At 69.3% G+C, this 24,569-nt stretch carries 23 protein-coding genes; 12 read left to right on the top strand and 11 right to left on the bottom strand.

Going from position 1 to position 24,569, the window contains the following annotated elements; translation table 11 throughout:
* Positions 1-22: 22 nt before the first annotated feature.
* The 6 genes from AB0M36_RS12865 to AB0M36_RS12840 all read right to left on the bottom strand — a co-directional run bounded on the left by AB0M36_RS12865 (position 23) and on the right by AB0M36_RS12840 (position 8,988).
* Complete coding sequence (locus AB0M36_RS12865; RefSeq protein WP_364155927.1) at positions 23-1,849, bottom strand: LamG-like jellyroll fold domain-containing protein; 1,827 nt, start codon at positions 1,847-1,849, stop codon at positions 23-25.
* Between the two features lie 91 nt (positions 1,850-1,940).
* On the bottom strand, positions 1,941-3,917 hold the full coding sequence (locus tag AB0M36_RS12860; protein ID WP_364155925.1) for a neutral/alkaline ceramidase: 1,977 nt from the start codon (positions 3,915-3,917) through the stop codon (positions 1,941-1,943).
* Between the two features lie 92 nt (positions 3,918-4,009).
* Complete coding sequence (locus AB0M36_RS12855; RefSeq protein ID WP_364155924.1) at positions 4,010-5,080, bottom strand: hypothetical protein; 1,071 nt, start codon at positions 5,078-5,080, stop codon at positions 4,010-4,012.
* A gap of 69 nt (positions 5,081-5,149) precedes the next feature.
* A complete protein-coding gene (locus tag AB0M36_RS12850) occupies positions 5,150-7,237 on the bottom strand; it encodes a transglycosylase domain-containing protein (RefSeq protein ID WP_364155923.1) in 2,088 nt (695 codons plus the stop codon).
* A gap of 67 nt (positions 7,238-7,304) precedes the next feature.
* Positions 7,305-7,961 (bottom strand): 5,6-dimethylbenzimidazole synthase, encoded by a 657-nt coding sequence (gene bluB, locus AB0M36_RS12845; RefSeq protein ID WP_364155921.1) that lies wholly within the window; start codon positions 7,959-7,961, stop codon positions 7,305-7,307.
* A 28-nt stretch (positions 7,962-7,989) separates the two neighbouring features.
* Entirely contained in the window at positions 7,990-8,988 is a 999-nt protein-coding gene (locus tag AB0M36_RS12840; protein WP_364155919.1) for a chlorophyllase, read from the bottom strand.
* 124 nt (positions 8,989-9,112) lie between these two features.
* On the opposite strand from AB0M36_RS12840, the gene AB0M36_RS12835 reads away from it, so the two are divergent.
* A complete protein-coding gene (locus tag AB0M36_RS12835) occupies positions 9,113-9,895 on the top strand; it encodes an LLM class F420-dependent oxidoreductase (protein WP_364155917.1) in 783 nt (260 codons plus the stop codon).
* 63 nt (positions 9,896-9,958) lie between these two features.
* Here AB0M36_RS12835 and AB0M36_RS12830 read toward each other — a convergent pair whose 3' ends face one another.
* Positions 9,959-11,452, bottom strand: a complete 1,494-nt coding sequence (locus tag AB0M36_RS12830) for an SLC13 family permease (RefSeq protein WP_364155915.1) — start codon at positions 11,450-11,452, stop codon at positions 9,959-9,961.
* 95 nt (positions 11,453-11,547) lie between these two features.
* On the opposite strand from AB0M36_RS12830, the gene AB0M36_RS12825 reads away from it, so the two are divergent.
* The 4 genes from AB0M36_RS12825 (at position 11,548) to AB0M36_RS12810 (ending at position 14,118) form a co-directional block, all read left to right on the top strand.
* Entirely contained in the window at positions 11,548-12,141 is a 594-nt protein-coding gene (locus tag AB0M36_RS12825) for a GNAT family protein (RefSeq protein ID WP_364155913.1), read from the top strand.
* The gene (locus AB0M36_RS12820; protein ID WP_364155911.1) at positions 12,138-12,998 is read left to right on the top strand and encodes an amidohydrolase family protein; all 861 of its coding nucleotides are present in this window, start codon (positions 12,138-12,140) and stop codon (positions 12,996-12,998) included. The genes AB0M36_RS12825 and AB0M36_RS12820 overlap by 4 nt, the downstream gene beginning before the upstream one ends.
* Before the next feature lie 96 nt (positions 12,999-13,094).
* Complete coding sequence (locus tag AB0M36_RS12815; protein ID WP_364155909.1) at positions 13,095-13,250, top strand: hypothetical protein; 156 nt, start codon at positions 13,095-13,097, stop codon at positions 13,248-13,250.
* A gap of 4 nt (positions 13,251-13,254) precedes the next feature.
* Entirely contained in the window at positions 13,255-14,118 is an 864-nt protein-coding gene (locus AB0M36_RS12810; protein ID WP_364155907.1) for a PfkB family carbohydrate kinase, read from the top strand.
* Positions 14,119-14,516: 398 nt separating this feature from the next.
* Here AB0M36_RS12810 and AB0M36_RS12805 read toward each other — a convergent pair whose 3' ends face one another.
* The gene (locus AB0M36_RS12805; RefSeq protein ID WP_364155905.1) at positions 14,517-14,750 is read right to left on the bottom strand and encodes a hypothetical protein; all 234 of its coding nucleotides are present in this window, start codon (positions 14,748-14,750) and stop codon (positions 14,517-14,519) included.
* Positions 14,751-15,095: 345 nt separating this feature from the next.
* Here AB0M36_RS12805 and AB0M36_RS12800 point away from each other — a divergent pair, with 345 nt between their 5' ends.
* From AB0M36_RS12800 to AB0M36_RS12790, 3 genes are all read left to right on the top strand, one after another.
* Entirely contained in the window at positions 15,096-16,322 is a 1,227-nt protein-coding gene (locus tag AB0M36_RS12800) for a helix-turn-helix transcriptional regulator (RefSeq protein WP_364155903.1), read from the top strand.
* 24 nt (positions 16,323-16,346) lie between these two features.
* A complete protein-coding gene (locus AB0M36_RS12795; protein WP_364155901.1) occupies positions 16,347-16,829 on the top strand; it encodes an NUDIX hydrolase in 483 nt (160 codons plus the stop codon).
* Positions 16,830-16,973: 144 nt separating this feature from the next.
* Positions 16,974-17,864 carry an ankyrin repeat domain-containing protein gene (locus tag AB0M36_RS12790; RefSeq protein WP_364155900.1) on the top strand — a complete coding sequence of 297 codons (891 nt, stop codon included), beginning with the start codon at positions 16,974-16,976 and terminating at the stop codon, positions 17,862-17,864.
* A gap of 577 nt (positions 17,865-18,441) precedes the next feature.
* Here the strand turns inward: AB0M36_RS12790 and AB0M36_RS12785 are convergent.
* Entirely contained in the window at positions 18,442-18,837 is a 396-nt protein-coding gene (locus AB0M36_RS12785) for a hypothetical protein (RefSeq protein WP_364155898.1), read from the bottom strand.
* A gap of 433 nt (positions 18,838-19,270) precedes the next feature.
* Here AB0M36_RS12785 and AB0M36_RS12780 point away from each other — a divergent pair, with 433 nt between their 5' ends.
* Positions 19,271-19,924, top strand: a complete 654-nt coding sequence (locus tag AB0M36_RS12780; protein ID WP_364155896.1) for a tyrosine-type recombinase/integrase — start codon at positions 19,271-19,273, stop codon at positions 19,922-19,924.
* Between the two features lie 55 nt (positions 19,925-19,979).
* Here AB0M36_RS12780 and AB0M36_RS12775 read toward each other — a convergent pair whose 3' ends face one another.
* Positions 19,980-20,612 carry a class I SAM-dependent methyltransferase gene (locus AB0M36_RS12775; RefSeq protein ID WP_364155894.1) on the bottom strand — a complete coding sequence of 211 codons (633 nt, stop codon included), beginning with the start codon at positions 20,610-20,612 and terminating at the stop codon, positions 19,980-19,982.
* A 105-nt stretch (positions 20,613-20,717) separates the two neighbouring features.
* Here AB0M36_RS12775 and AB0M36_RS12770 point away from each other — a divergent pair, with 105 nt between their 5' ends.
* On the top strand, positions 20,718-21,197 hold the full coding sequence (locus tag AB0M36_RS12770) for a hypothetical protein (protein WP_364155893.1): 480 nt from the start codon (positions 20,718-20,720) through the stop codon (positions 21,195-21,197).
* 240 nt (positions 21,198-21,437) lie between these two features.
* Here AB0M36_RS12770 and AB0M36_RS12765 read toward each other — a convergent pair whose 3' ends face one another.
* Complete coding sequence (locus AB0M36_RS12765; RefSeq protein WP_364155892.1) at positions 21,438-22,115, bottom strand: DUF4253 domain-containing protein; 678 nt, start codon at positions 22,113-22,115, stop codon at positions 21,438-21,440.
* 203 nt (positions 22,116-22,318) lie between these two features.
* Here AB0M36_RS12765 and AB0M36_RS12760 point away from each other — a divergent pair, with 203 nt between their 5' ends.
* The gene (locus AB0M36_RS12760; protein ID WP_364155891.1) at positions 22,319-22,957 is read left to right on the top strand and encodes a hypothetical protein; all 639 of its coding nucleotides are present in this window, start codon (positions 22,319-22,321) and stop codon (positions 22,955-22,957) included.
* 381 nt (positions 22,958-23,338) lie between these two features.
* Entirely contained in the window at positions 23,339-24,565 is a 1,227-nt protein-coding gene (gene thrS, locus AB0M36_RS12755) for a threonine--tRNA ligase (protein ID WP_364155889.1), read from the top strand.
* Positions 24,566-24,569 lie beyond the last annotated feature (4 nt).

The raw sequence follows: 24,569 nt of genomic DNA, 5'->3' as shown, positions 1-24,569 counted from the left end.
GCCGTCGCCGCGGTAGACCGGCTCAGCCGACGCTGACCCAGGCGTCGTCGAGACTGCCGTGGAACTGGTCGTTGTTCACGCCCGTACCCTTGCCGCCCAGGCTGAGCGGCTGGGTCGTGACCACCGACAGGCCCGCCGGCAGCGTCGCGCTGCCCTCCACCTGGTCGTCCACCAGGATGGTCAGCGTGGTGCCGGCGCGCCGGCACTCGATGGTGTGCCAGCCGCCGTCGGCCATCGACTTGCCGCTCTTGGCGACGTGGATGCCCGTCGCCTCCTTGTCGCTCATCACGCAGCTCGGCTTGCCGGATACGCCGTCGATCTGGAGCTTGTACTGCCCGCCCGTGGTCGAGTAGCCCTTCTGCATGATGTTCTCGCCCGACGAGGTCTCCGCCGGCGAGAGCAGCACGTACGCGCCGTACCGCAGGTTCTTGGTGCCCGGGTTGAGGTCCGGGACGTCCGAGGCCTGGAGCACCACCCGCGGGCAGGTGGTGCCCGCGCACTTGGGCGGGAAGGTGATGGCCTGGCCGCTGCCGTGTGGCACGGTCTTGAGCGCGCCGCCGTTGACCGCCGCCGTCCTGAGCAGGTGGCCGTTGCCGGAACCGTCGTCGTAGGTGCCGTCCGTCACGGTGGAGTCGAAGTTGTACGACGCCACGTACGGCGACGGCGGCGCGGGCGGGACGGGCTCGCGGGCGGTGGGGCCGCCGAAGGACGCGTACCGCTTCTGCGCGACCCCGCCGACGGTGGTGAAGTCGCCGCCGGCGCTGAGCAGGCCGGTGGCGGTGTTGGTGGCGAGCGTGCGGACGCCGACGACGCCGTTGGCCTGCGGTCCCCACTCGGTCAGGTTGCCCGCGTCGTCGATCGCGGCCAGCTTGACGCGGGGCACCGAGCCGTCGGTGCAGACGCCCTGGGTGCCGTTGTTGGTGGTCGTGCACGCCTTGTCGAAGTGGCCGCCGACGTAGGTGGTGCCGCCGAGGGTGGCGATCGCCTGGGCGTCGCCGTCGAAGACGCGGGTCCAGCGGGCCGCGCCGCCGAAGGTGTAGGCGATGGCCCGGCCGCCCTGGCCGCCGAGGGCCGCGTAGACACCGCTGGCGTTCGTGGTGAGGGCGAAGACCTGCGACACCGGCTTGGGCAGGAAGCTCTTGTCCAGCGTGCCGGTGACGCCGTCGACCGCCGTGAGCCGCAGGGTGGAGCTCACGTTGTTGGTGCGGTGGAAGCTGCCGCCCAGGTAGACCCGGGTGCCCGCGGTCGCGAGCGCGTTGACCGTGTCGTCGGTGGTGGGTGCCCAGGTGTCGAGGGCGCCGGTGTCCGTGCGGAACGCCGCGAGGTTGGCGCGGGTGGCGCCGTCGACGGAGGTGATCCGGCCGCCGACGTAGAGCCGGCCGTTCGCGACGGCGAGCGCGTTCGGCTGGCCCAGCACGGTGTGCTTGAGCGTGCCGAGGGTGCCGGTGGTGGCGTCGATGCCGGCGACCGCGTCGCGGGACATGCCGGCGACCTTGTCGAAGTCGCCGGCGGCGTAGACGGTGGTGCCGTCGACGGCCAGGGCACGCACGGTGGCGTCGGCGCCGGGGTTCCAGCCGAGCAGTGATCCGGTACGGGAGTCGAAGGCGGCGAGCCGCGCCCGGGCGATCGTCTTGCCGCCGACGATCGCGCCGGTGAACGAGCCGCCGACGTAGACGACGTCGCCGCGGTGGGCGACGGCGTAGACCGGCCCGTTGAAGGACGGGGTCGCGGCGGGCGTACCGGAGACCACCTCGGCCAGGGCCGCGCCGCCGGCGGCGACCAGGACGGTAGCCACGCCGAGGGTGACCAGCTTGCGCCTGGCGGATGTCAGGCTTCGGTTATTCAGCACACCAGCAGTCAACGGCGCTCGCGTCCACCAGGACGCGAGCGCCGGTCCGGCGATTGGGTCACATTGTCGGCCTACCGGGTATTTCGCACCACTATGGGGTGATCACAAACGTACGGCTGACACCGGTGAAGGACTTGATCGTTCCTGTGATCCCCTTGGCGTCACCGTGGTGCACGATCCGGTAGGTGCCCGGCACCGCGTCCGCGGGCACGGTCCAGCTGATCTGGGCCGTCGAGACGCCCAGGTACTCGCGTTTCCACCGGTAGATCGTCTGCCACTCGGCGTCGGTGGACACCGTGGTCCACGCGGACCCGCTCTGCCGCTGCACCTCGAGGAAGGTCCCCTCCAGACGGAGGTTGTTGTTGGGGTGGCCGGTGACGAAGTCGACCCGGACCGTCGCGCCGCGGGCGTACGAGGCGGACGGCTGGGTCACGACGCTGCCGAAGGACTTGCCCAGCGGCGGCGTGTCGAGCAGCACCCCGGGCCGGATGCTGAACCTGTTCTGCGGCAGCGCGGGCGGCTGGACCGCGCTGGGCGTCGGCTGCCCGTCGCGCAGGGCACCGGCGAGCTTCGCCAGTTCCTGGGCGTACGCCGGGGCGGTGTAGCGGCCGAAGTGCGTCGCGGCACCCTCGTAGTGTTGCAGGTCGTACTCCTCCGGGGTGGCCACGTAGCCGGCGTAGGCGTTCGCGTACCCGGCGAGGATCTGGTGGGTCGTGACGCCGCCGAGCTGGGCGGCGACGGCCTCGCGGACCCGCTCGCCGGCCACGATGGTGAACTCGCCCGGCCCGGTGGCGATGGCGAGCTGCCCCAGCCGCAGGATCTGCAGGGGCATGATCTGCGGCGTCCACGGCGGGTTCTGACTGCCGCTGCCGAGGAACACGTCCTTGGGCGCCTGGCAGACCCGCACCTCGGCCGGGGTGGGATTGAGCACGATGCCCGCGACCAGCAGCAGCGGGTTGGTGCTCAGATCACCCTCCTCCACGATCGGCGGGCCGGGGCCGTCCTCGGCGCCGGCGGTGAAGTTCTGACCGAGCGCGCCGGGACACGTCCGGTGGGCCCGGCCGTCGGGTGTGTACTCCCCGGCGACCTGCACGTTCGAGAAGTCGACGTAGCGGCCGCGGGCGTCGATCGGGCCGGTGAGCTCCTCGGTCGCGCCGTCGAACAGCTGCCGCGCCCGGTCCGCCTGGAGCTTGCCGATGATCCGGGTGTTCTCGAACTCGTCGTCGGTCGGGCCCTGGGCGCCGCCGTTGCGCAGGTTCGGCGACATGTCGCCCGCGCCCGTCTGCGCGAACGCGGCGACGAATGAGCCCCGGTGTCCCCAGTCGACCCCCGCGGCGTCCTCGACGACGTGCGCGGCGTAGCCCTTGTTGTCGCCGCTGATCAGGTGGTTGTTCTTGGTCATCGACGTGCCGTGGGTGGCGAAGAAGCTCAGCATGCCCACCGGGCGGGCGGCCCGCTCGAAGCGGAGCACCGTCATCCGGGTGTCCACGGCGCCGGGGAACTTCGCCCGGTCGGCGGCCGGGTTGGCGTTGAAGGGCGCGAGGGAACGGTTGACGTTCGCGCCGGTGAGCGTACCCTCGGCGATCTTGACAGCGCCGGGCGCGAGACCGGCGTGCGCGGCGTCGACCGCCCGCACGATCCCGGAGACGATGGCCTCGAAGACCGGCGCCTCGAAGCCGAGGGTGGTCAGGTTCCACATCAGGTACTCGGAGTAGCCGCCGGGGGTGGCGTGGGTGTGTGTCGCGGTAAGCACCACGTTCTGGTCGGAGTAGGTGGCGCCGTACCTGGCGCGCAGGCGCTTCAGGACCTCCATCTGGACGGCCTGGGTGACGAAATCGATCTCGGCGCTGACGAAGGCGACGTGGTGGCCGCCGCCGTCCGCCACCACGAAGGCGCGGGCCCACTGACGCGAGGCGAGGCCGGCGGTCGTCTGGGTCGGGTCGGCGTAGCCGAGCATGCCGACCTCGGCGGCCTCCCCGGTGATGTCGCCGATGCCGACGCCGACGCGGTAACCGGAGGGGGCGGCCTGGGCCGCGTTCGGGACGGGCATGAGCAGGAGCAGAGTCACGGCGAGGCCGGCTAGAAAGCGGCGCGGGGACAAGGGCACCTCCGGGCAGAGACCGAGGCTATCGATGTTGACCGATGTTAACGGCTCGCGGGTCAGTCGACGACGCGTGGCGCGGTCTTCGCCGCCCGTTCGAGATCCGCGGCGGCTTCGGCATAGCGGTTGTCCGTGTACGTCCGGGCCAGCGCGCCCGGCACCGTGAAGTACGCCGCCGCGAGCGTGGCCGGATCGGTGGCGATCTCGCCCCGGGCCGGCAGGTCGTTGCCGTCGTCCCAGCCCCACGGGGCGTTGGCCGAGTTGGTGCCGCAGGAATAGGTCCCCACGCCACAACCGCCGGAGGTGTCACCGGCGAACGTGCCGAGGTGGGCGAAGAGGGCGGCGTTGTCGCGCTCGGCCCAGAGGCCGCCGGGGGCGAAGAGGTCGACGAGGGCGTATCGCACGTCGCGGTCGTTGGCGTTGCTCGGCGTCTCCGCCGTGGTCGACGGGTAGTACACGACGCCGTCGCCATTGATCGAATACTGCGGGTACGCCTTGAGCCCGTGCCCGCCCCGCTCCTGCGCCGTCACCGGGTGCGGGAACGAGTCGTGCGGCGACGACTGCATCCGGAGGGTGCCGTCGATCGTCTCGCCGCCGCCGGTCCAGGTGCTGCCCGACGGGGTGTACGAGTAGAAGTTCGCGTGCGCCACGGTGACCGCCGCGCGCACCACCCCGTACTCGGTGCCGTTCCGTTCGATCGCGAGGGTCAGGCCCTCACCGTCGTTCTCGTGCTCCGACTCGAAGAACGGGTGGTCGATCCAGTCGCGCGGATGGAAGAAGAGGTACGTGATGTACCAGTGGCTCGAGGTCTCCACGACCGAGTAGTACGCGTGCGCGGCGAACGACACCCCGGGCCGGCCGGCGTTGTCCCAGTTGTTGCGCCCGATCAGATCGCCGTCGAAGTCCGCCCTCGTGAGGTAGTCCGACTTGCCGCCCAGGGCGTGACTCCCGGTCGTATCGACGTCCTGGTAGTGGATGGGCGCCCAGCGCAGCGCGAGCTGGGCCCGACTGACCGCCGCGACCCGCGCCCGGCCGACCGCCGCACGCGCCTGGGCCGGCGCCGGGACCGCGAGCCCGGCGCCGACGAGCGCCGCGGCGAGCGTGGCTGCGATCCTGCCTCGAACGACCATGAGCCCTCCCCGTTCCCAGAGATTAGATCGAAGTCAATCTATGGGAACGGGGAGGGCCTGTACATTCCCCTACTGGTCCGGCGTCTTGAACTGCTCCTCGGGTTTGTCCTCCATGAAGTCCGCGAGGGCGCGGTAGACCGCCGGGTTGACGATGTTGTGGTCCATGAAGTCGTTGTGCCCCGCCCAGTCCGGGTTCACCAGGTACCCGGCGATGACCAGCGACGTCGTGCCGACCACCAGCGACGCGGTGCGGAAGCTGTCGGTCGTACCCGTCTTGCCGAAGACCGGGTGACCCACGGTGGCGTGGGCGGCGGGCTCGGTCGAGCCGCCGCAGTTGCCCAGCTGGGCCCGGTCGCCGACCGGGCAGCGCGCCGCGTCGAGCGCCTTGCGGGCCACCTCCTTGCTCGTCACCCGCTTGCAGTTCGGTTGACCCGCGTCGATCCTGGTGCCGTCGGCCGAGGTGATCCGCTGGATCGGCGTCGGCTTGCAGTACATGCCGTCACCGGCCAGCGTCGCGTAGGCGTTCGCGACGTCCAGCGGGGTCGACGCCGAGACGCCCAGGGTGAAGGCACCCCACTGGTGGGCCGCCTCCGGGTTGTTGGCCCTGTCGGCGTCGTCCTTCGCGCGGAACTGGATGCCGAAGCGCTTGGCCACGTCGACGACCTTCTCCGCGCCGACCTGCTCCTGCAGCGGCACGAAGTAGGTGTTCACCGACCGGGCGAAGCCGCTCCACATGTTGAAGGTGCCCTTCAAACTCTTGGACGCGTTCTCCGGGCAGTAGAAGTGGGTGCCCTTGCAGGCCGCATCCGAGCTCGGATCGATGATGTAGCCCGATTTGTAGCGGTTCCCCTGGGTGATCGAGTGATCCAGTCCGAAGCCGTTCTCCAGCGCCGCGACCATGGTCAGCATCTTGAACGTCGACCCGGACTGGTAGCCGACGATGTCGCCGCCACCGGTGATGATCGGGTTCGTGGTGTTCGGATAGGTGCCGCGGATGCCCCGGGCCGCCAGATCCGGGTTGGAGCTGATCTTGTTCTCGGGGTCCGCCGGGTTGTCGAGCTTGAACTTACGGTTGGCCGCCAGGGTGCGGACCCGGCCGGTGCCCGGCTCCACGCCGGCCAGCAGCAGAGCATTGCGGTTCTTGTCGCTGATCCGGTCGGTGATCCGCTCGCGCGCCGCCGACTGCGCCTTGATGTCGAGCGAGGTCACCACCCGGTAGCCACCGCTCTTGAGCTGGCGCTCACGGTCGTACGTGCTGGCGCCGAACGCCTCCTGGCTCAGCCACCAACGGTAGAAGTAGTCGCAGAAGAAGCCCCAGTTGTTCTTCGCCACCGACACGCAGCCGTTGCCCGGCCGGTTGGTCGTCCGGCCCAGCTTCACCGCCTTGGCCTTGGTGGCCTCCGCCGGGGTGACCATCTTCAGGCTCTGCATGTTGTTGATGATGTAGTCGCGCCGGGCGACCGCCTGCGGGTAGCCCTCCGACGTCGTCGGGTCGAACGAGGTCGGCGCCTTCACCATGCCCGCCAGCAGCGCGGCCTCGGCCACGGTGAGGTCCTTCGGCTTCTTCTTGAAGTAGACCTGGCTACCGGCGTAGATGCCGTAAGCGCCGTTGCCGAACGGCGCCATGTTGAGGTAGCGCTCGAGGATCTTCTCCTTGCCCAGCTCCTTGTCGACCTGTAGGGCGTACTTCATCTCGGAGATCTTGCGCTCGGCGCTGTCCTTGGTGGCGTCGATCGCCTGCTGCGGTGTCTTCGCCGAATACGCCAGGCTCATCCGCACGTACTGCATCGTCAGCGTGGAGGCGCCCTGCTGGGCACCGCCCTTACGGTTGTTGACGAACGCGCGCGCCACGCCCTTGAGGTCGACGCCGTTGTGCTGGAAGTACTGGTGATCCTCGGCCGCGATGATCGCGTTCTGCATGTTCTTCGAGATGTCCTTCAGCGGCACGTCGCTGCGGAACTCGTCGTACATCACCGCGATCTGGGTCTTGCCGTCGGAGGCGAAGATTCGCGTGACCTGCGGAGCCGACTGCTGCGCCAGCTCGCTGGGCAGCTCCGCGAAGCCCTTCGCGCCCGCCTTCGCCGCCAGTCCCGACATCGCGACGGCCGGAAAGGAGGCGGCCGCGACGACGACACCGGCGAGCAGGCCGCAGATCATCAGAGATCCGGCGTTGGCAAAGACAGAGCGATCGCGTTTTCGGGTCCAGAAACTCACCCGGCCCACGTTAGCCACGGAGATCCAGCACCACCTCTCGAGGGTTGCCCCATTTGTCAGCATGGAGGACGGTATCGAGGGGACGTCGTCGACGCCACCCGTGCCGCTCCAGGTCCGGTACGCGCTCCAGGTGGCTAACCGGACCCAGGCACAGCCACGCCACCGGGCGGACCTCCCCCGGTATGCCCAGCAGGCCCCGCAGGTAGTCCTCGGAGTAGAAGGAGACCCAGCCCACACCCAGTTCCTCGGCCGTCGCGGCCAGCCAGAGGTTCTGGATGGCGAGGCAGACGGAGTAGAGACCGGCGTCGGCGATCGCGTGTCGACCCAGCACGGCCGGGCCGCCGCGCTGTGCGTCGTAGGTCACCACCACCGAGAGAGTGGACTCCATCACACCATCGATCTTGATGCGCGCGAAGCGCTCCGCCGCCTCTCCCTCCAGGGTTTCGGCGAAGGTTCGGCGCTCCGTCTCGACGTGGTCGTGGAACCGGCGACGCACGTCGGCGTCGCGGACGAGAACGAAGTCCCACGGCTGCGACAACCCGACGCTCGGGGCGGCGTGCGCCGCGGTCAGGATCCGCTCGAGGACCTCGTCCGGGATCGGCGCACCGGTGAACTCGCCCCGGACGTCCCGGCGGCGATGGATGGTGTCGTACAGGTCGTGCGGCAAAGCGGCTCCCCAGATCTGCCCCGTGCGGTCAGAGCTGATTCTCGAAGGTCGCCACGCCGCCGGTCGCGGCGGCCTCGGGGATTCTGGCCTTCGCGGCCGCGTCACCGTACAGCGACCAGCGCAGGAACTCCGTCGTGGTCGAGGTCGAGGCCTCGAAGTCGGCGGCTTCGGTGACGTGCCCGCCCTCGGTGACCGAGAGCATCGCCCGCGACCAGGGCACGGCCTCGAAGACGGTGTGCCCGGCGGAATAGTTGACGGTGGTGTCCTTGCGGCCGTGCACGAAGAGCATCGCGGCGGACGGCCCGGTGAACGGGACGGCCTGGAAGTCGGTGCCGGCGAACACGACGCCGGCCTTGAGACGCTCGTCACGCCGGGCGCTGAACAGGCCCACGGTGGTGATGCCGCCCGCGGAATGCCCGGCCGCCGCGAGCCGGTTCGGGTCGATCATGGCGGCCAGCGGGTCGCCCACGGCCAGCACCGCGTCGATCACGTGGGAGGCGTCGTCGGGCTGGTTGACGATGTCCGGCGGGTCGAGCTTCTTGGCGCCGTACGACGTGTTCGGGTAGGTCGGCGCGACGACGACCAGACCCGCCTGAGCCCAGCGGGCCAGCATCGCCGCGTAGTCGGCCGGCTGGGACGTGAGCCCGTGGCTGAACAGCACCATGGGGAACCGCCCGGTCGCGGCGGGCGCCTCGTCGGCCGGGGCCGGGCTCCGCGGCGCCACGCCCGCGGCCGGGTAGAAGACCGTCGTCGGCAGGACCCGGTCGCCCCGGCTCAGGGGCAGCAGGCGCCGGCCCACCGGGTAGGCGTGGGCGGGCGCGGCCCCCGGCGGCGGGACGTACGGCGCGGTGATGGGCCGCGGCGCCAGCGAGGACGCCTTCGTCGAGGCGAGGATGGGTGCCGCCGAAGTCGAGGCGGAGGCGCTGGGCGCCCCGGCCGTCCCCCCGCCGGTCTCCGCCGTGCAGGCGGCCAGGCCTCCGGCTCCGGCGACGCCGGCGAGCCCGAGCAGCAGTGTCCGTCTACGCATGGTGACAAGTGTGCGGTGCGTACCTGTGATGACCTTGGGAGAAGGGGGGAGCCGTAAATCACATTCGGTGACCCGCGGGCCGGAACTGCCGGAGGGCGGCGCTAACCGGAATATGCTCCGGTTCATGACCCACAGGCCTGTGAGAATCGGGCTGCAACTGCAGCCGCAGCACGCGGACTACCCGACGATCCGGCGTACGGCCGCCGAGGCGGAGGAGCTCGGCGTCGACGTCCTCTTCAACTGGGACCACTTCTATCCGCTCACCGGCGAGCCGGAGGGCCCGCACTTCGAGTGCTGGACCATGCTCGGCGCCTGGGCCGAGGCGACGTCGCGCGTCGAGATCGGCGCGCTCGTGACGTGCAACAGCTACCGCAACCCGGACCTGCTCGCGGACATGGCCCGCACCGTCGACCACATCAGCGACGGACGGCTCATCCTCGGCATCGGCTCCGGCTGGTTCGAAAAGGACTACCAGGAGTACGGGTACGAGTTCGGCACCGCCGGCGGCCGCCTGGACGCCCTCGCCGAGGCCCTGCCCCGCATCGAGACGCGCCTCGGCAAGCTGAACCCGCCGCCGACCCGCCACATCCCCGTGCTGATCGGCGGCGGTGGCGAGAAGAAGACGCTGAGGCTGGTCGCCCGGCACGCCGACATCTGGCACAGCTTCGGCGACGCCCGGACCCTGCGCCACAAGCTGGGCGTCCTGCGGCAGCACTGCGCCGACGTGGGACGCGATATCGCCGAGATCGAGATCTCCAGCGGGGTACGGGTCGACCCCGCCCCCGAGGCCCTGGCGGACCTGCGGGAGCAGGGCGTCTCCCTGTTCACCGTCGGGATCGGCGGACCGAAGCCGGACCTCGCCCCGCTGCGCGACCTGCTGGCCTGGCGCGACAAGCAGAACGGCTGAGCCACCGACCGGTGGGGTCCGCGGGGCCGCGCGGACCCGCCGGCCCACTCAGCTGACCAGCACTCAGATGACCAGGTCGAGCAGCATGACGCAGGCGAAGCCGACCACCGAGATGACCGTCTCCATCACCGACCAGGTCTTGATGGTCTGCCCCACGGTCATCCCGAAATACTCCTTGACCAGCCAGAAGCCGGCGTCGTTGACGTGCGAGAAGAACAGCGAGCCGCAGCCGATCGCCAGCGCGAGCAGCGAGACCTCGGGCCGGTCCAGGCTCCCGGCCAGCGGCGCCACGATGCCGGCGGCGGTGATGGTGGCCACGGTGGCCGAGCCGGTGGCGACCCGGATGCCGACCGCGACGAGGAAGCCCAGCACCAGCGCCGAGATGTCGGCGTCGCGGGCCGCGTTCGCGACCACGTCGCCGACGCCCGCGTCCACCAGCACCTGCTTGAAGCCGCCACCCGCGGCGACGATGAGCAGGATGCCGGCGATCGGCGGCAGCGCCCCGCCGATCACCGACGAGGTCCGCACGCGGTCGAAACCCGCCCGCTTGCCCAGCGTCCACATCGCCAGCAGCAGGCCGGCGAGCAGCGCCACCACCGGATCGCCTAGCACCTCCAGCGTCGTGCGCACCGTGCCCTCGGCGAGGGTCAGCTCGGCGACGGCGCGCAGCAGCATGAGAACGATCGGCAGCAGCACGGTGAGCACCGCGGACCAGAAGCCCGGATAGCGGCGCCCGGCGGGCAGACCGGCGTCGACGACCGCGTCCGGCTGGCGGGCGCCGGGGTTCACGAGGTCGTCGCGGTCCACGAAGTCGCGGCCGCCGACCGGGCCGCCCCCGGAGCGGTCCGTCGTGGCGCCGGCCGTGGTCATCGCCGCGGCCGGCACGGCGACGGCCACCCGCTTGGCGATGAAGTTGCCGAAGATCGGACCCGAGATGATCACCGTCGGAATCGCGCAGACCAGGCCGAGCGCCAGGGTCAGGCCGAGGTCGGCGTTCAGGCTGGAGATCGCGACCAGCGGGCCCGGGTGCGGCGGCACCAGGCCGTGCAGCACCGAGAGGCCGGCCAGGGCCGGAATTCCGATCTTCAGCAGCGGCACGTCGGTGCGCTGCGCGACCAGCAGCACGATCGGCACCAGCAGCACGACGCCGACCTCGAAGAACAGCGGCAGCCCGATGAGCGCGGCGACGCCCGCCATGGCCCACGGCAGCGCCGAACCGGAGACCCGGCGCACGATCGTGGCGACGATCCCGTCGGCACCGCCCGACTCGGCGAGCAGGGCGCCGATCATCGAGCCGAGCGCGATCAGCAACCCGACGCTGCCGACCGTGCTGCCGACGCCGGCCTTGAACGAGGTGATCGTGGCGCCGGGCGCGGCGCCCGCGACGATCCCCAGCACGCCCGCGCCGAGGATCAGGGCGAGGAACGGGTGCCACTTCGCGAGCACGATGAGCAGGATCACCGCCGCGATCCCGAGGATCGCGGCGACGACGAGTTGGGTGGTGCCGGCGGAGGTGATCGCCTCCGCGGCCAGCACGGGAGCGGCATGCGCTGTCATGGGCGAGCCGTACCCAGATCGACAACCGTCGAATCGTGAAACCTCGCCGCGAAAATCGGCGGGCACGCGACGCTCTGGGAGGGCACCATGGTCGCGTGCTGAGCATTGATCACCCCGAGTTGCGCCCCTCCTATCCGATCCGCACCGACCGCCTGCTGCTGCGGCCCCTCACCGAAAACGATGTGGATTCGCTGCTCGCCTACCGCAGCATTCCGGAGCTCTGCCGGTACGTTCCGTTCCCGCCGATGGACCGGCAGACCATCCTCGACCGACTCGCCGGGCCGTGGGCGCGGACCTCGCTCACCGACGAGGGGCAGTCCCTGACCCTCGGCGCCCAGCTGGCCGGGACCGGTCAGCTCGTCGGTGACGTGATCCTCTTCTGGCACAGCCGGCTGCACCGCGGCGGCGAGCTCGGATACATCCTCGACCCTCGCTTCGCCGGCCGGGGCTACGCGACGGAGGCGGCGACCGCCCTGCTGCGGCTGGCCTTCGACGACCTGGGCCTGCACCGCGTCATCGCGCGCATCGACGAGCGCAACGAGGCTTCCGCGGCGGTGGCCCGCCGGCTGGGGATGCGCCAGGAGGCCCGCCTGGTCCACAACGAGCTCTTCAAGGGCGAATGGAGCACCGAGCTCGACTTCGCCATGCTCGCCGACGAGTGGCGCGCGAACCGGGAGACCGCGGCGTGAACGACTTCGCGACCGACCTGGGGCTGCCCGGCCTCGCCGACGTGCACACGCACTTCCTGCCCGAACGCATGCAGCGCCGCGTCTGGGCGCACTTCGACGGGGCGGGCCCGCTGATCGGCCGGTCGTGGCCGATCCGCTACCGCGGCACCGAGGCCGAACGCGTCAGCGAGCTGGGCCGGCTCGGCGTGCGGGCCTTCTCGGCACTCGCGTACGCCCACCGCCCCGGCATGGCCGCCGACCTCAACGACTGGACGCTGGACTTCGCGGACCGCACCCCGGGCTGCCTGCCGAGCGCGACGTTCTTCCCCGAGCCGTCGGCGGCACGCGACGTCCGCGCGGCGCTGGACCGCGGCGCGCGGATCTTCAAACTGCACCTGCAGGTCGGCGGCTTCGACCCGCGCGACGAGCTGCTGCGGGAGGCGTGGGGGCTGCTCGCCGACTCCGGCACACCCGTGATCGTGCACGCCGGCTCGGGCCCGGTCGCCAACGGCTTCACCGGCCCCGGGCCCATCGGCGAGGTGCTCGCCCGGCATCCGCGCCTGGCGATGATCGCCGCGCACCTCGGCGCCCCCGAGTACACGGGCTTCCTGGAGCTGGCCGAACGCTACGAGCGGGCCGGGCTCGACACCACCATGGCCTTCACCGACTTCTTCGAGGAGATGGCACCGTTCCCCGACGATCTGCTGCCGCGCCTGCGCGACCTCGGCCTGGCCGGTAAAGTCCTGCTGGGCAGCGACTTTCCGAACATTCCATACCCGTACGCCCACCAGCTCGAGGCCCTCGCCCGGCTGGATCTGGGCGACGACTGGCTGCGAGCCGTCTGCTGGCACAACGCGGCCGGCCTTTTCGCGCTGTGACGGCGCGTCCCGGCGGGCCGGGGGTGCGCCGCTGTGCCACGATCATGCATCGCGCCCGGGACCGCCGCCCGGGCATCGCGAGGAGGTGACCCGGCGATGAAGAAAGCTGTCGGCTGGATCGTGCTCGCCCTGGTCGTGTTCTACATCGGCACCAACCCGGGCCCGGCGGCGGACATCGCGCGGGGCATCGGCTCGGGCGTCGCGGAGGTCTTCCGCAACATCGGGGTCTTCTTCTCCGACCTGGCGGACTGACCGGGTGCGCCTCGTCTGCGTCGGCCTCGCCACCGTGGACCTGGTGCAGCGCGTCGACCGGGTGCCCGGGGTGGACGAGAAGGTCGAGGCCCTCAGCGCCGAGGTCGCCGCCGGCGGCCCGGCCACCAACGCGGCGGTCACCGCGGCCGCGCTCGGTGCCGAGGTCACCCTGGTCAGCGCGGTCGGCGCGCACCCGCTCGGCGACCTGATCCGCGCCGACCTCGCCGCGCACGGCGTCGAGCTGCTCGACGCGATCCCCCGGGCCACCGCGCCGCCGCCGGTCTCGGCGGTCACGGTGCTGGACGGCACCGGCCAGCGGACGATCGTCAGCCGCAACGCGGGCGGCCGCGAGGTCGGCGTACCGGAAAGTCTCGAACGCACCCTGCGCACCGCGGACGCGGTGCTGGCCGACGGGCACCATCCCGCGCTGGCCAGAGCCGCCGCGCGCGGTGGGCGGCCCCTGGTGCTGGACGCCGGCAGCTGGCGCCCGGTCTTCGCCGACCTGCTGCCCCGCGCCGAGTTCACGGCCTGCTCCGCGGCCTTCCGCCCGCCCGGCGACCGGCCGGTCGCCCGGGCGCTGCGCGACCTCGGGGCCCGCCGCGGCGCGATCACCCACGGCCCGGATCCGGTGCGATGGTGGTCGGACGACACGGCGGGCGAGGTCGAGGTGCCACCGGTCGAGGCGATCGACACCGCCGGCGCCGGCGACGCGTTCCACGGCGCGCTCACCGTCGCACTCGCGCGGGGCGCGGACACCCCCGAGGCCCTCCGGTACGCCGTCAGCGTGGCCGGCGTCCGCGTCCGCCACCGTGGCCCACGCTCATGGCTGGCGGCCCTGCGACCGGACGGCACCGCAGACCCCTCGTAAGCGGCGCCGTTCGGACCAAAGGGCGGGCATCCGGCCCGTGCCGCTGCCCCAAGGGCCAGATCCGTGGGCTCTCCCGCCCCTAGCCTCGGTCGGCACGAGGCCTCGGACGAGGGTCGCTATCGGAGGAGGGGCTTGGAGCGACGCGAGGAGCGTTACCGAGCCAGCCGGCCCAGACGACAGAGCCGGTGACGGTCTCCGGGCGTGAGGCGCCGGGCCATCGACGAGGCAGGCAGCCATACCTACCAAAGGCCCGGAGAGCGGCGCGCCGAATCGCACAGGGGTCCTCGCCCGAGCAGGCGGGGCAACGAGCGTTGCCACTGCCTGCCGTGTGCTGGTCAAGCAGATCCTGCGCGGCCCGCAGGTGTTCACGGATGGACGATGAGAAGAAGACGGTCATCTCATACCTCGATGCTCGGTTCGTAGAGGCGAAGGCCGGCCAGGCACACGAAAATTTCGCGACGCTCCTTGGCGATGCCGGAGCGGTTCAGCGAGTAGCCCGTCAGCCAGGCCCAGCCGTCGTAGGTCGGCCGCCGGCTTATTGAGATCACGCAGAACACGAGTCGCGACTTGCCGGCGAACTGCACGGACGCCGCGTGACCGACGTCCAGGACATCGCCAGGTTGTGGGACCACGCGCCCTCCCCGAACGGAAGGGCACCGGGGCGGGCCGGCATCGCGTTCGCCAGCACCCGCCCCGGCGCCGTCTCAGGAGCCCGCGCCCGTTCGCAGTCCACGTCCGCTGCAGTCCATGCAGGAGCGGCGCGCGGTCAGCCGGGTGTCCCGGCACGACTGAGCCACCGCCCACAGAGCGGTCCGGTGCGTCGTGTACTTCCACCCGGCACCCGCGCAGGAGCGACAGGCATCAGAGGCGGTGGATACGGTGGGCTCGGGCATGCGATACAGGTTGTAGCCGGCTCCCGCCCGGAACCCGGAAAAACCTTCCGAGGTCGACGATCTCGATCGGGGGATGCTCAGCGCATGCGCGGGATGATGACGAAGCTGACCATCGGCGAGCGAGTGGCCTGGTACCGCCGGCGGCGCGGCATGTCTCAGGAAGTCCTCGCCGGACTCGTCGGCCGGACGCCCGACTGGCTCGGCAAGATCGAGAACAACCGGATCGAGCTGGACCGGCTCTCCGTCATCAAGTCGCTGGGCGATGTGCTCGACGTGGCGCTTGGCGATCTGCTGGCCGCGCCGTCTCCGCTCGACTGGACGAACGAGAGCGGCCTCGAGACTGTGCCGGCACTGAGGTCGGCGCTCATGGACTACCGCGGCATCACCGCGCTCGGCTCTGGCGAGATGGACGTCGAGCCGCCCCACCTGTCCGAGCTGCGGAGCGAGACCGGCGGACTTTGGGAGGCATACCAGGGCTCGCGGTTCGGGCTGGTGACCAACCGGCTTCCGGCGCTCCTCAAGCACGCCCAGGCCGCTGTGTACGAGCTGGAGGGCCAGGACCAAGACGATGCCCGGCACCTACTCGGGCTGACGTACCAACTCGCCGCCACCCAGCTCACCAAGCTCGGCGAGACCGACCTGGCATGGATTGCCGCTGAGCGAGGGCTCTCCGTCGTTCGGGTGACAGGAGATCCAATCGTCACCGGGTCGCTCTTTCGGTCAGTTGGGCACGCCCTCAACGCGACTGGCCGCTACAAGGACGCGGTGCGGCTCACCAACGACGCCGCGGACTACCTCGATCGGTACATACGCGATGCGACGCCGGAAATGCTCTCCGTCTATGGGACGCTGCTGCTCTCCGGATCAGTCGCCGCAGCCCGCGCCGGCGACGCCGAGACGGCGCGTACGTTCCTCTCTACAGCCGATGACGCCGCGCTGAGACTGGGCCGGGACGCCAACCACCTTTGGACGGCATTCGGTCCTACCAACGTCGCCATCCATCGGGTCGCGGCGGCCGGCGAACTCGGCGACATCCAGGTCGCTATCGACCTCGGGCCACGCGTCGACACAGCCGCGATGCCGATGGAGCGTCGCGTCCGTCATGCGCTGGAGGTATCTCGGGCGTACAGCTCATGGAACCGGCAGGAGGAAGCGCTGGCGACTCTCTTGCACGCCGAGCAAATGGCGCCCGAGCAGGTTCGCCATCACTACCTCGGGCGACAGCTCGTGCTCACGTGGATCCGTCAGCAGCGCACCAAGCCATCGGCCGCGCTCGTCGGTCTGGCACGTCGCCTTCGGGTGCTCGACTGATCCACTCGCTCTAGGCTGCTCGATGTGACGACACCCGACACCCCGGCTATGGCCACTCCCCGCGTCGCCGCCGGCGCCCTCTTCTTCGATGGAGAAGGCCGCATCCTGCTCGTGAAGCCGGGCTACAAGGACGGCTGGGAGATCCCGGGTGGGTACGTCGAGCCTGGCGAGTCCCCGCGAGAAGCCTGCAACCGCGAGATCGCGGAGGAGCTCGGACTTCCCGCATCCGTCGGCGCCCACCTGGTCGTTGACTGGGCGCCCATCGACAATGAAGGCGACAAGATCCTCTTCATCTTCGATGCAGGAGTGCTCAGCGATCACGAACGTGCGGCTATTCGGTTCGCGGATGGCGAGCTTACCGACTGGCGGTTTACTTATTCGAATGACCTCGATGGCCTCATGCCGGCACGACTGGTCCGCCGCATCCACACCGCCATCGAAGCCAAGCTCCGCGGAATAGCGGCTTATGCCGAATATGGCGTTGAACCGACGAACCCGGCCAACTGAGTAGCGCTTATTGCCCTCACTCGCTCGTTGCGCGCAGCTGTTCTCGAACCAGATCCATCACCTACGAGGCATGCCGTCGCCCGCCGTATGACCCGTTCAACAGGTCTCGAGACGCCAAAGGCTCCATCTTGCGACACTTCGCACATGGATGCCGAGTTCGAGAGTGTTGATCCGCCACCTCTGCACGGCGCCGCCAGGTTCGGGCATCTTGCCCTCGTCCGTCGGCTGATCCGCGGCGGCGGCGACGCCGATGCAATGTGGTGGGGACGGACGCCCCTGTGGGAGGCGGTGATGGACGGCAGCGCTGAGGTTTCGCGTGCGCTGGTGCAGGCTGGTGCGGACCCGTGGCGTCCGATGATTGCCGGGTGGTCGCCGGGCCGGCTCAACTTGGCGGGCCCGATGCCAGATCTGTTTGGCGCTCCCCCGCCAGGGGTGACTCTGTCATCTGATGAGCAGGCGGCAGTGGCAGAATGCCGTCGCTTGATCGGCGCGGTAGGTCCGATGGACCCAGAGGGTTTCAGCTTTGCCTGTATCGCTGCAGTCGACGTCGCTGAGGCGGTGCGACGGCTCGGGGCCGAGCCTCTTCGCGGTGTCGATACCGCCTTGCTGATCGGTGAGCCGGAGGAGACGGAGCTCAGCGACGACGAGCTGGAGGCTATCGTCGGTGTCACTGACGTTCCCGGCGGATGCGTCGTCGGCCAGTGGTGGGGCTACACCGGGTCCACTCCTGGGGTCATGGCCAAGCTGACACCCGGCACCATCGGGTACGGGATGTACGGCAACCCCAAAAGCGGCAACCAGGGCACAAGCTTTCGTGACGGCATGGTCGTGGACTGGGACATGCACCCTGGCGGCGGACAGGCCATCCCGAACGACACACCAGAGCAGACGCTGCGGATCTACCTTTATCAGCACCACCCGATCCCGCACTGCTGCAACTACGCCGACCTGCGTCTCGTAGACGGCCGCGCATTCACCGGGCCACCGGACCGATGGCTTCGTCTGCCTCCCATGGATCTGTGGCTTAGGACCTAGGCACGCACCCCGCGGCTAAATGCATCCGCCGAGACCTGCCACGAACGACGTGATCTTGTCAAGCATCAGGGTGGGACGCGAGTGTCAAGCATCAGCCGTGACGGACATGCCGTTTCAGCTCTGCTCTGCCGAATCGATCTCTTCAGGATCATCCCAACCTGCCCGCCGCGACCGCCGACCTGACCTCCGTGGTGCCGAACAAGCCCTGACCTTGTGTTTCAACCTCGGCCCGTGTGAGCGTCCTGCCCACGGTGGTCGGTCAGCCGATGCGCTTGGCCGGTGACCAGGGCAAGCTGCCGCCGCGACACGCAGCGCATGCCGATCCGAGAACTGGTCCGGCATCGAAAGTCGGAGCGGCCGAGGTTCAGGTACACGCGCTGGTCACGCCCTCGTCACGCCAGGGTTCCTAAACCTCCCGCCGTTCCCCTGAGCAAGTAGGCGTCGCTCCGGTGACACCGGTCTGTCGAGCGGCATCACACCCGTGGAACGTGACGTTGCGTAACAGCTCCTCCGGCTCAGGCCCGCTCGGACAGTATCCGCTTCTGCCGATGTGAGTGCGTCGCTAGTGCCCAGGGAATCAACTGGCATAAAACATCAGCCACGCTGATCCGAAAAATATGGCCAGGACGCCGAACGTGGACCATGCGACCATGGTCCCGAGGGCTGCACCGGAGTGGGCATCTTCCTGGAAATACGTCACCAGAATGCTGTCGATCAGTAGACCTAGAAGCAATGTTGGTAGACCCAACACCATGCCGAGAATCCACCATGCTCCACGTTCGCCGATGCAGTCCCATCCATGACAACCTGCGGAAACGGCTCTCGGTACCGACAGGACGAACCCGACATAGGCGGCAATGGCGATTGTCCACCATGAAACAACCACCCGCATAGCCGTTCTCCGCACTGAGTTATTCAGCGGTGGAGAGCCTCCGGGCGGCGCTGGCGAGGAATCACCATCACGATCGAGCATTACCGCATCGTAGATGCCTGGCACAAGGAACCAGAGAACCCGTATTCATCGCGTTTCATGCCTGCTGTCACCGCACCTGAGACCGTGCGGTTCACAGCGTCCATCCCCGTCCGGATCTGTCGCAACGCGGGCGCTGGCGGCCTTCCTCAGTGGTGACGCACCGTGAGCTATGCCTGCCTTCAATAGTCCCGAGCAAGCTGCCATCACTCCCGACCGCCGCGCTCTCCGCGCGGCAGTGGCCGCGTACCTCGGCCGCTACCGAGGCCAGTCCCGGCTGCACACCGGCTCCGACTCAAGATCTTCCTGACATGGTGCTCGGACCAGGACCTGGACCCGCTCCGGATCGTTCGGGCCGACATTGAACGGTACGTGCGCTGGCTGCAGGAAACCCCGCTACTACCAGCCCTCCACGGTCTCGCGACGGCTATCGGTGGTGGTCGGCTTCTACCGGACGTGCCTCATCGACCAGATCCTGCCGTACTCGCCGGCCGACTACGTCCGTCGGCCACCGGTACCTGCCGAGTCACCCACCCTCGGGCTCGGACACCTGCAGTTCGAAGCCCTGATCACCGCTGCCCGGTTGTCGCCCAACATCAACGACTTCGCGCTGATCGCCATGCTCGGCCTCCTCGGCCTGCGCATCTTCGAAGCCTGCGGCGCGAACATCAACAATCTCGGTGAGGAACACGGCCACCGAGTGATGAAGATCCGCGGCAAGGGCGACAAGACCGTCCTGATCCCGCTGCCACCGGCGGTGGCCCGCGCCATCGACGGCGCCGTAGATGGCCGGGACCACGGGCCGATTCTGCGTAACACGTACGGCGTCCGGATGGACCGGCACGCCGCAACCCGCCGGCTGAAGGCCCTGGCCGACGAGGCGGGGGTCCAGACCGCGAGGATGCATCCGCACATGCTTCGCCACACGTTCGTGACCACCATGCTCGACGCCGGCGTCAGCCTGCGCGACGTACAGATCGCAGCCCGCCACGCCGATCCCCGAACGACCATGCGCTACGACCGGGCCCGCAAGAATCTCGACCGGCACCCCAACTACATCCTCGCCGCCTACATGGCATCCGGTACATGATCAAACAACATGCGGAACTGCCGAGAACAGTGCATTGAGCAGTTCTCCGCATCTCCTAAATTCGGGCATACGCCTGAAGCCAGGTCAGGTCTCGGTGTCCCGATCCGTACCGGTCACGCTCATGTTGGCACACTACCTCGATAACCGTGAATCCGGCGGCGGTCATCAGGTCTGTCACGCGTTCCACGGTCTGGTACCGGAAGTAGCGAGCGCCGTCACTGCTGAACCGTTCGACGATCGCCTCTGCACCCTCGCCTTCCTTGAAGGAGGCGTATAACGCGCCGCCGGGTTGCAATACCCGCGCGAACTCGGCGAGGGCCTGCGTCACGTGCTCGTCGGTCAGGTGGAGCAGGGTCGCCTGGCACCAGATCCCGGCGAAGGCTGCGTCGTGAAAGTGCAGGTCACGTACGTCCATGATGTGGAAGCTCAGATCGGGCCTGAGCTGCCTGGCTCGGTCCACGAACGCGGTGGTGAGGTCCACACCGACGACGTCGAACCCCCGATCCGCCAGCAAGGCGGTATCCCGGCCGAAGGCGCACCCGGCGTCAAGAATGGTCCCCACCGGGGACGGAAGCAGTCTGACAAACCGGTCGAGTTCCGGGCCCGGGTCCATATCGCGTGTCGCCCGCTCATAGCGAGCCGGATCCTGTTCGTAGGCAGCCAGGGTCCGCTCCACATAGTCATGCACTCGACACATGCTAACGGGGGCTGTCGCATCCGCTTCTGCCGCAGTCCGCTCAGGAATCAGACAAACCCGCTGGCCCAGCCGTCCTGCTGGGTGCAGACTTGCCGCGTGCCCTCATTGCCCCTCATCCGACGGGTCCGGTTCGACCTTCGCCCCTGGGGTGACAGCAGCTCCGACCGGGCTCGCGAGCTACTTCCGATCGTCGACAACGTCAGCCTGGTCGATCTCGTCTCGGGCTATGAGCATGCAGCCGGCTTCGATGTTCCCGGCGCGTATGCCGGGCCTGTGCTCGATCACTTCAAGTTCGGCGATCTGACTGCGTACCTCATCGGGCAGCCAGACGCCACTTATTGGGCAAACAAAGGTGTGGTCGCTCTGCTTGGCTGTGACTGCGGCGAAGTTGGTTGCTGGCCGTTGGAGTCTCAAGTGCTCATCGAGAACGACCTTGTCACTCGGCGCGGTTTCGCGCAGCCATTCCGCTCCCAACACGACTACGGGAGCTTCGGCCCCTTCACCTTCCGCAGGAGTCAGTACGACGGCGCGGTCCGTGAGGCGGCTGCCGCCGTATCGGAATGCCGAGATTATTGAGTTCCTCCAGGTCGGCCCTCAATCAGGCTGGTCCCGAACGCACTGTCATGCCGCCGTCCGTGCGCGCTGGCTGCTGCACCAGGAGTCACCCTCCGTGCGCTCAGCTCGGGCTCGCCGTTGCAAACTCTTGGCCGAGATGAGCACAGCTCATCAAGGCTTCATGAGCTCGTGACCAAACCAGGCGAATCGGCTTGGCGGGCATCCGTTGTATGGATGTAGCAATCCGCGACCAAGCGCTTCTCACGGACGGTCGTAGAGGCACCACCGGTCGAGTTGGAGAAGCGCGCGGGCATAGGCCCGCGTTTTCGTCCGCGCGGTTCGCCCGGCAATCGCCACATGTTCCACCGCCAGTCGCTCGGCGTCTGCCAACTCGGTGGGGGGCCGGGGCACCGTGAAGCCGTTGGCGAGCCCGATCGTGGTCGGAGCGGCACCGTACCGCTCGTGCCACCGGCGGGCGGCGGCCAGCATCAGATCTCCCGGAGTTCCCCACACCCCGTAGGGATCCAGATAGGCGAACGCCGCCCACGGCTCGGGCCGAGGCAGGATGACCAGCAGCTCCGGCTCACCGAAATGTGTCACGTCGTAGCTGTCGAGGTCAAAGCCCTCGTCGCCGGTGCCGAGCAGCTCCGGGTCCTGCTCCCGAAAGCTGTGCAAGCGAGCCAACTCCGCATCGACGTCGGCCGCCTGCACCCAGGCGATCAGGTCGCTAGGTCTGCTGTTGTGATGGAAGTCCGGCTCCAGAACTGCATCGCCGTCGAGAGCCAGAACAGGATTGTGGTCCGGGAGGGCAGCGCGCACGGAGCGCAACAACTGCTGCGCGTCGCCGGCCGGATGCACCACGATGACCGTTTCGTCATGTATCCGCAGCTGCTCCGCCTGATATGACTCGAGCCCGGCCGCTCGTAAGATCTTCTCCACTGCGTCGATGTTAAAGGCTCGCAGTGAACATCCGGATCTGCCGCCGAGCGTGCGCGGCGGGCGTCACGAGCCTCGTCACTGACCGTAGCCGGAGTTCGCTGGTGCCGGCGTCCGACGTTGCAGAGATGAGCATGCGGGATTCGTGGCGACCACCGCTGCATGCCGCCCCATATATTGGTTGTGGAGATCGTTAGCCTGGCACCGTGAGTTTCGGTACGTATGCGCGTAAAGCTCGTGACCCCTCGCTCCCGTACGGGCGTCGTATCAACGCACTGGCTGGATGCGTGCAGCGATACCAACCGGTCGGCTATCAGGCCACGTTCGCCTACTTGGAGCACGTCGCCGGGCATTTCAGTCGCGACGAGGCCGCGCTCCTAAGGGCAATGGACATGCTTTCGTCGAGCCGAGACCTGTGGCTCCTGGATCTGGGCGATTACGCGAGGCGGCGGAAAGAGGCGAAACGTGTAGGCCAGCGAAGCCCTGGAGCCACCGAATTCGACCCCACCTCGCCGACCTGCTGGTACGGCGATCAGCGTAACGCAGCACTGTTCGCCCTCGGCTATCTGCTTAGACGGATGGCAAAGGATCGCCAGGTCCGAGCGGATGCGGCCGACGCCGAGGTTCTCTTGCTCGCGTCCGGCTGCGTAGGAAGCGGTGGCCACCTCGGTTACGTCGAACGTGACCGTCTAGACCGTATTCGGCTCCAGTTTGAGCGTCTGCGTGATGTAGCTGGCTGGCCGGACTTTGACGGGCCAAGCTGGCGAAGAGCCCACGACTCCTTGTGGATTTTGCGTCTGATCGAAGACGCGTCCCTGTCCGGCGACGCCGGAAGGACAGGCTGAGGCAGCAAGAACAGGTGCCTTTTCTGGCGCACTGTCATGCCGCATGCAACGCGCGGTTGCTCACCACCCCAGCTGCGACCGAATCTCCGCCTGTCACGCAACGTAGTCGACATAGCGGCGGAACGACCTTGCCTCCGGCGACACCGGCACGGAACCGGAGGTTAAACGCCAAGCTGACCGGGCGGCGCGAAAACCGGTCGTGGGTCGCGGTGGCGGCGGTCTAGCATCGGCGGCATGAATCCGAGGATGGTGACGACGGCGCCGGAATGTCCCGGCGTACGTTCGCGCTGATCCTCACCTCCAGCGACGATGCCCCGGGCGAGATGCCCGGGGCCTCGCGCGTTCCGTGGCGTCTCCCCGGCCCAGACCGAAGGAGACACCATGGCCGCCGACCATCGCCGGCTCGGACGCGAGCTCGACATCTTCGACTCCGACCCGCTCATCGGCGCGGGCCTGCCGTTCTGGCTGCCGGCCGGCGCCGCGGCACGCCACGAGGTGGAGTCGTACATTCACGACCTGGAACGCCGCGCCGGATATCAGCATGTGCACTCGCCGGTGCTGGGCCGGCGCGAGCTGTACGAGCGATCCGGCCACTGGGCCCATTTCTCCGGTGACATGTTCCCGCCCCTGCACCTGGGCGGCGACGACGCGCTGGTGCTGCGGCCCAGCCTGTGCCCGCACCACGCGCTGATCTTCAAGTCGCGGCACCGGTCGTACCGTGAGCTGCCGCTGCGCGTCGCCGAGATCGGCGCGATGTTCCGCGCGGAACGGTCCGGTGTCCTGGGCGGCCTGGCCCGGGTACGCGCCATCTCCCTCAACGACGGGCACGTGTTCTGCGCCGCCGATCAGGCCGGCGAGGAGGTCGCCGAGGCGCTGCGGCTGATGGTGCGCTCGCATGCCGCGCTGGGCGTGCGGGTCTCGTCGTACCGGCTGTCGCTGCGGGGCGACGGCGGCAAGTACGCCGGCGACGACGACGCGTGGGATCAGGCCGGGCGCGTCCTGCGCGGGGCCCTCGACGCGGCCGGCGTGCCCTACTCGGTGGCCGCCGGCGAGGCCGCGTTCTACGGTCCGAAGATCGACGTGCAGGTCGTCGATCCGGCGGGCCGGGAGTCCACCCTGTCCACCGTCCAGGTCGACTTCCACCAGCCCGCGCGGTTCGACCTGTCCTACGCCGACGCCGCCGGCGGCCGGTCCCGTCCGGTGATGGTGCACCGCAGCCTGGTCGGTTCGTTCGAGCGGCTGTTCGCGCACCTGATCGAGGTCCACGCCGGAGCGCTGCCGCCGTGGTACGCGCCGGTCCAGCTCGTCGTGCTGCCGGTGGCCGCCGAGCAGGACGCGGCGGCCGCCGCGTTCGCCCGGGACGCGATCGCCGCCGGGCTGCGCGTTGAGGTGCGCCACGACGGCTCGGTCGGCGCCCGGATCCGGGACGCGGCCGGGCGCAGGATCCCGTATGTGGCGGTGATCGGTGCGCGGGAGGCACCCCGGGGGGAGGTGGCGCTGCGCCTGCGGGACGGGCGGCGGCTACCCGCCCGGTCCGGCGTCGAGGCGATCGCCCTCATCGCCCGGATGGTGTCGGACCGGGCCCTGGAGCTGCTGCCGCCCGGCTGAGGGG

It is taken from the genome of Actinoplanes sp. NPDC051346 (assembly GCF_040682215.1).
Taxonomy (GTDB): domain Bacteria; phylum Actinomycetota; class Actinomycetes; order Mycobacteriales; family Micromonosporaceae; genus Actinoplanes.
The sequence above is the reverse complement of the archived record's forward strand: the minus strand, read 5'-3'. Positions and strand labels throughout refer to the sequence as shown.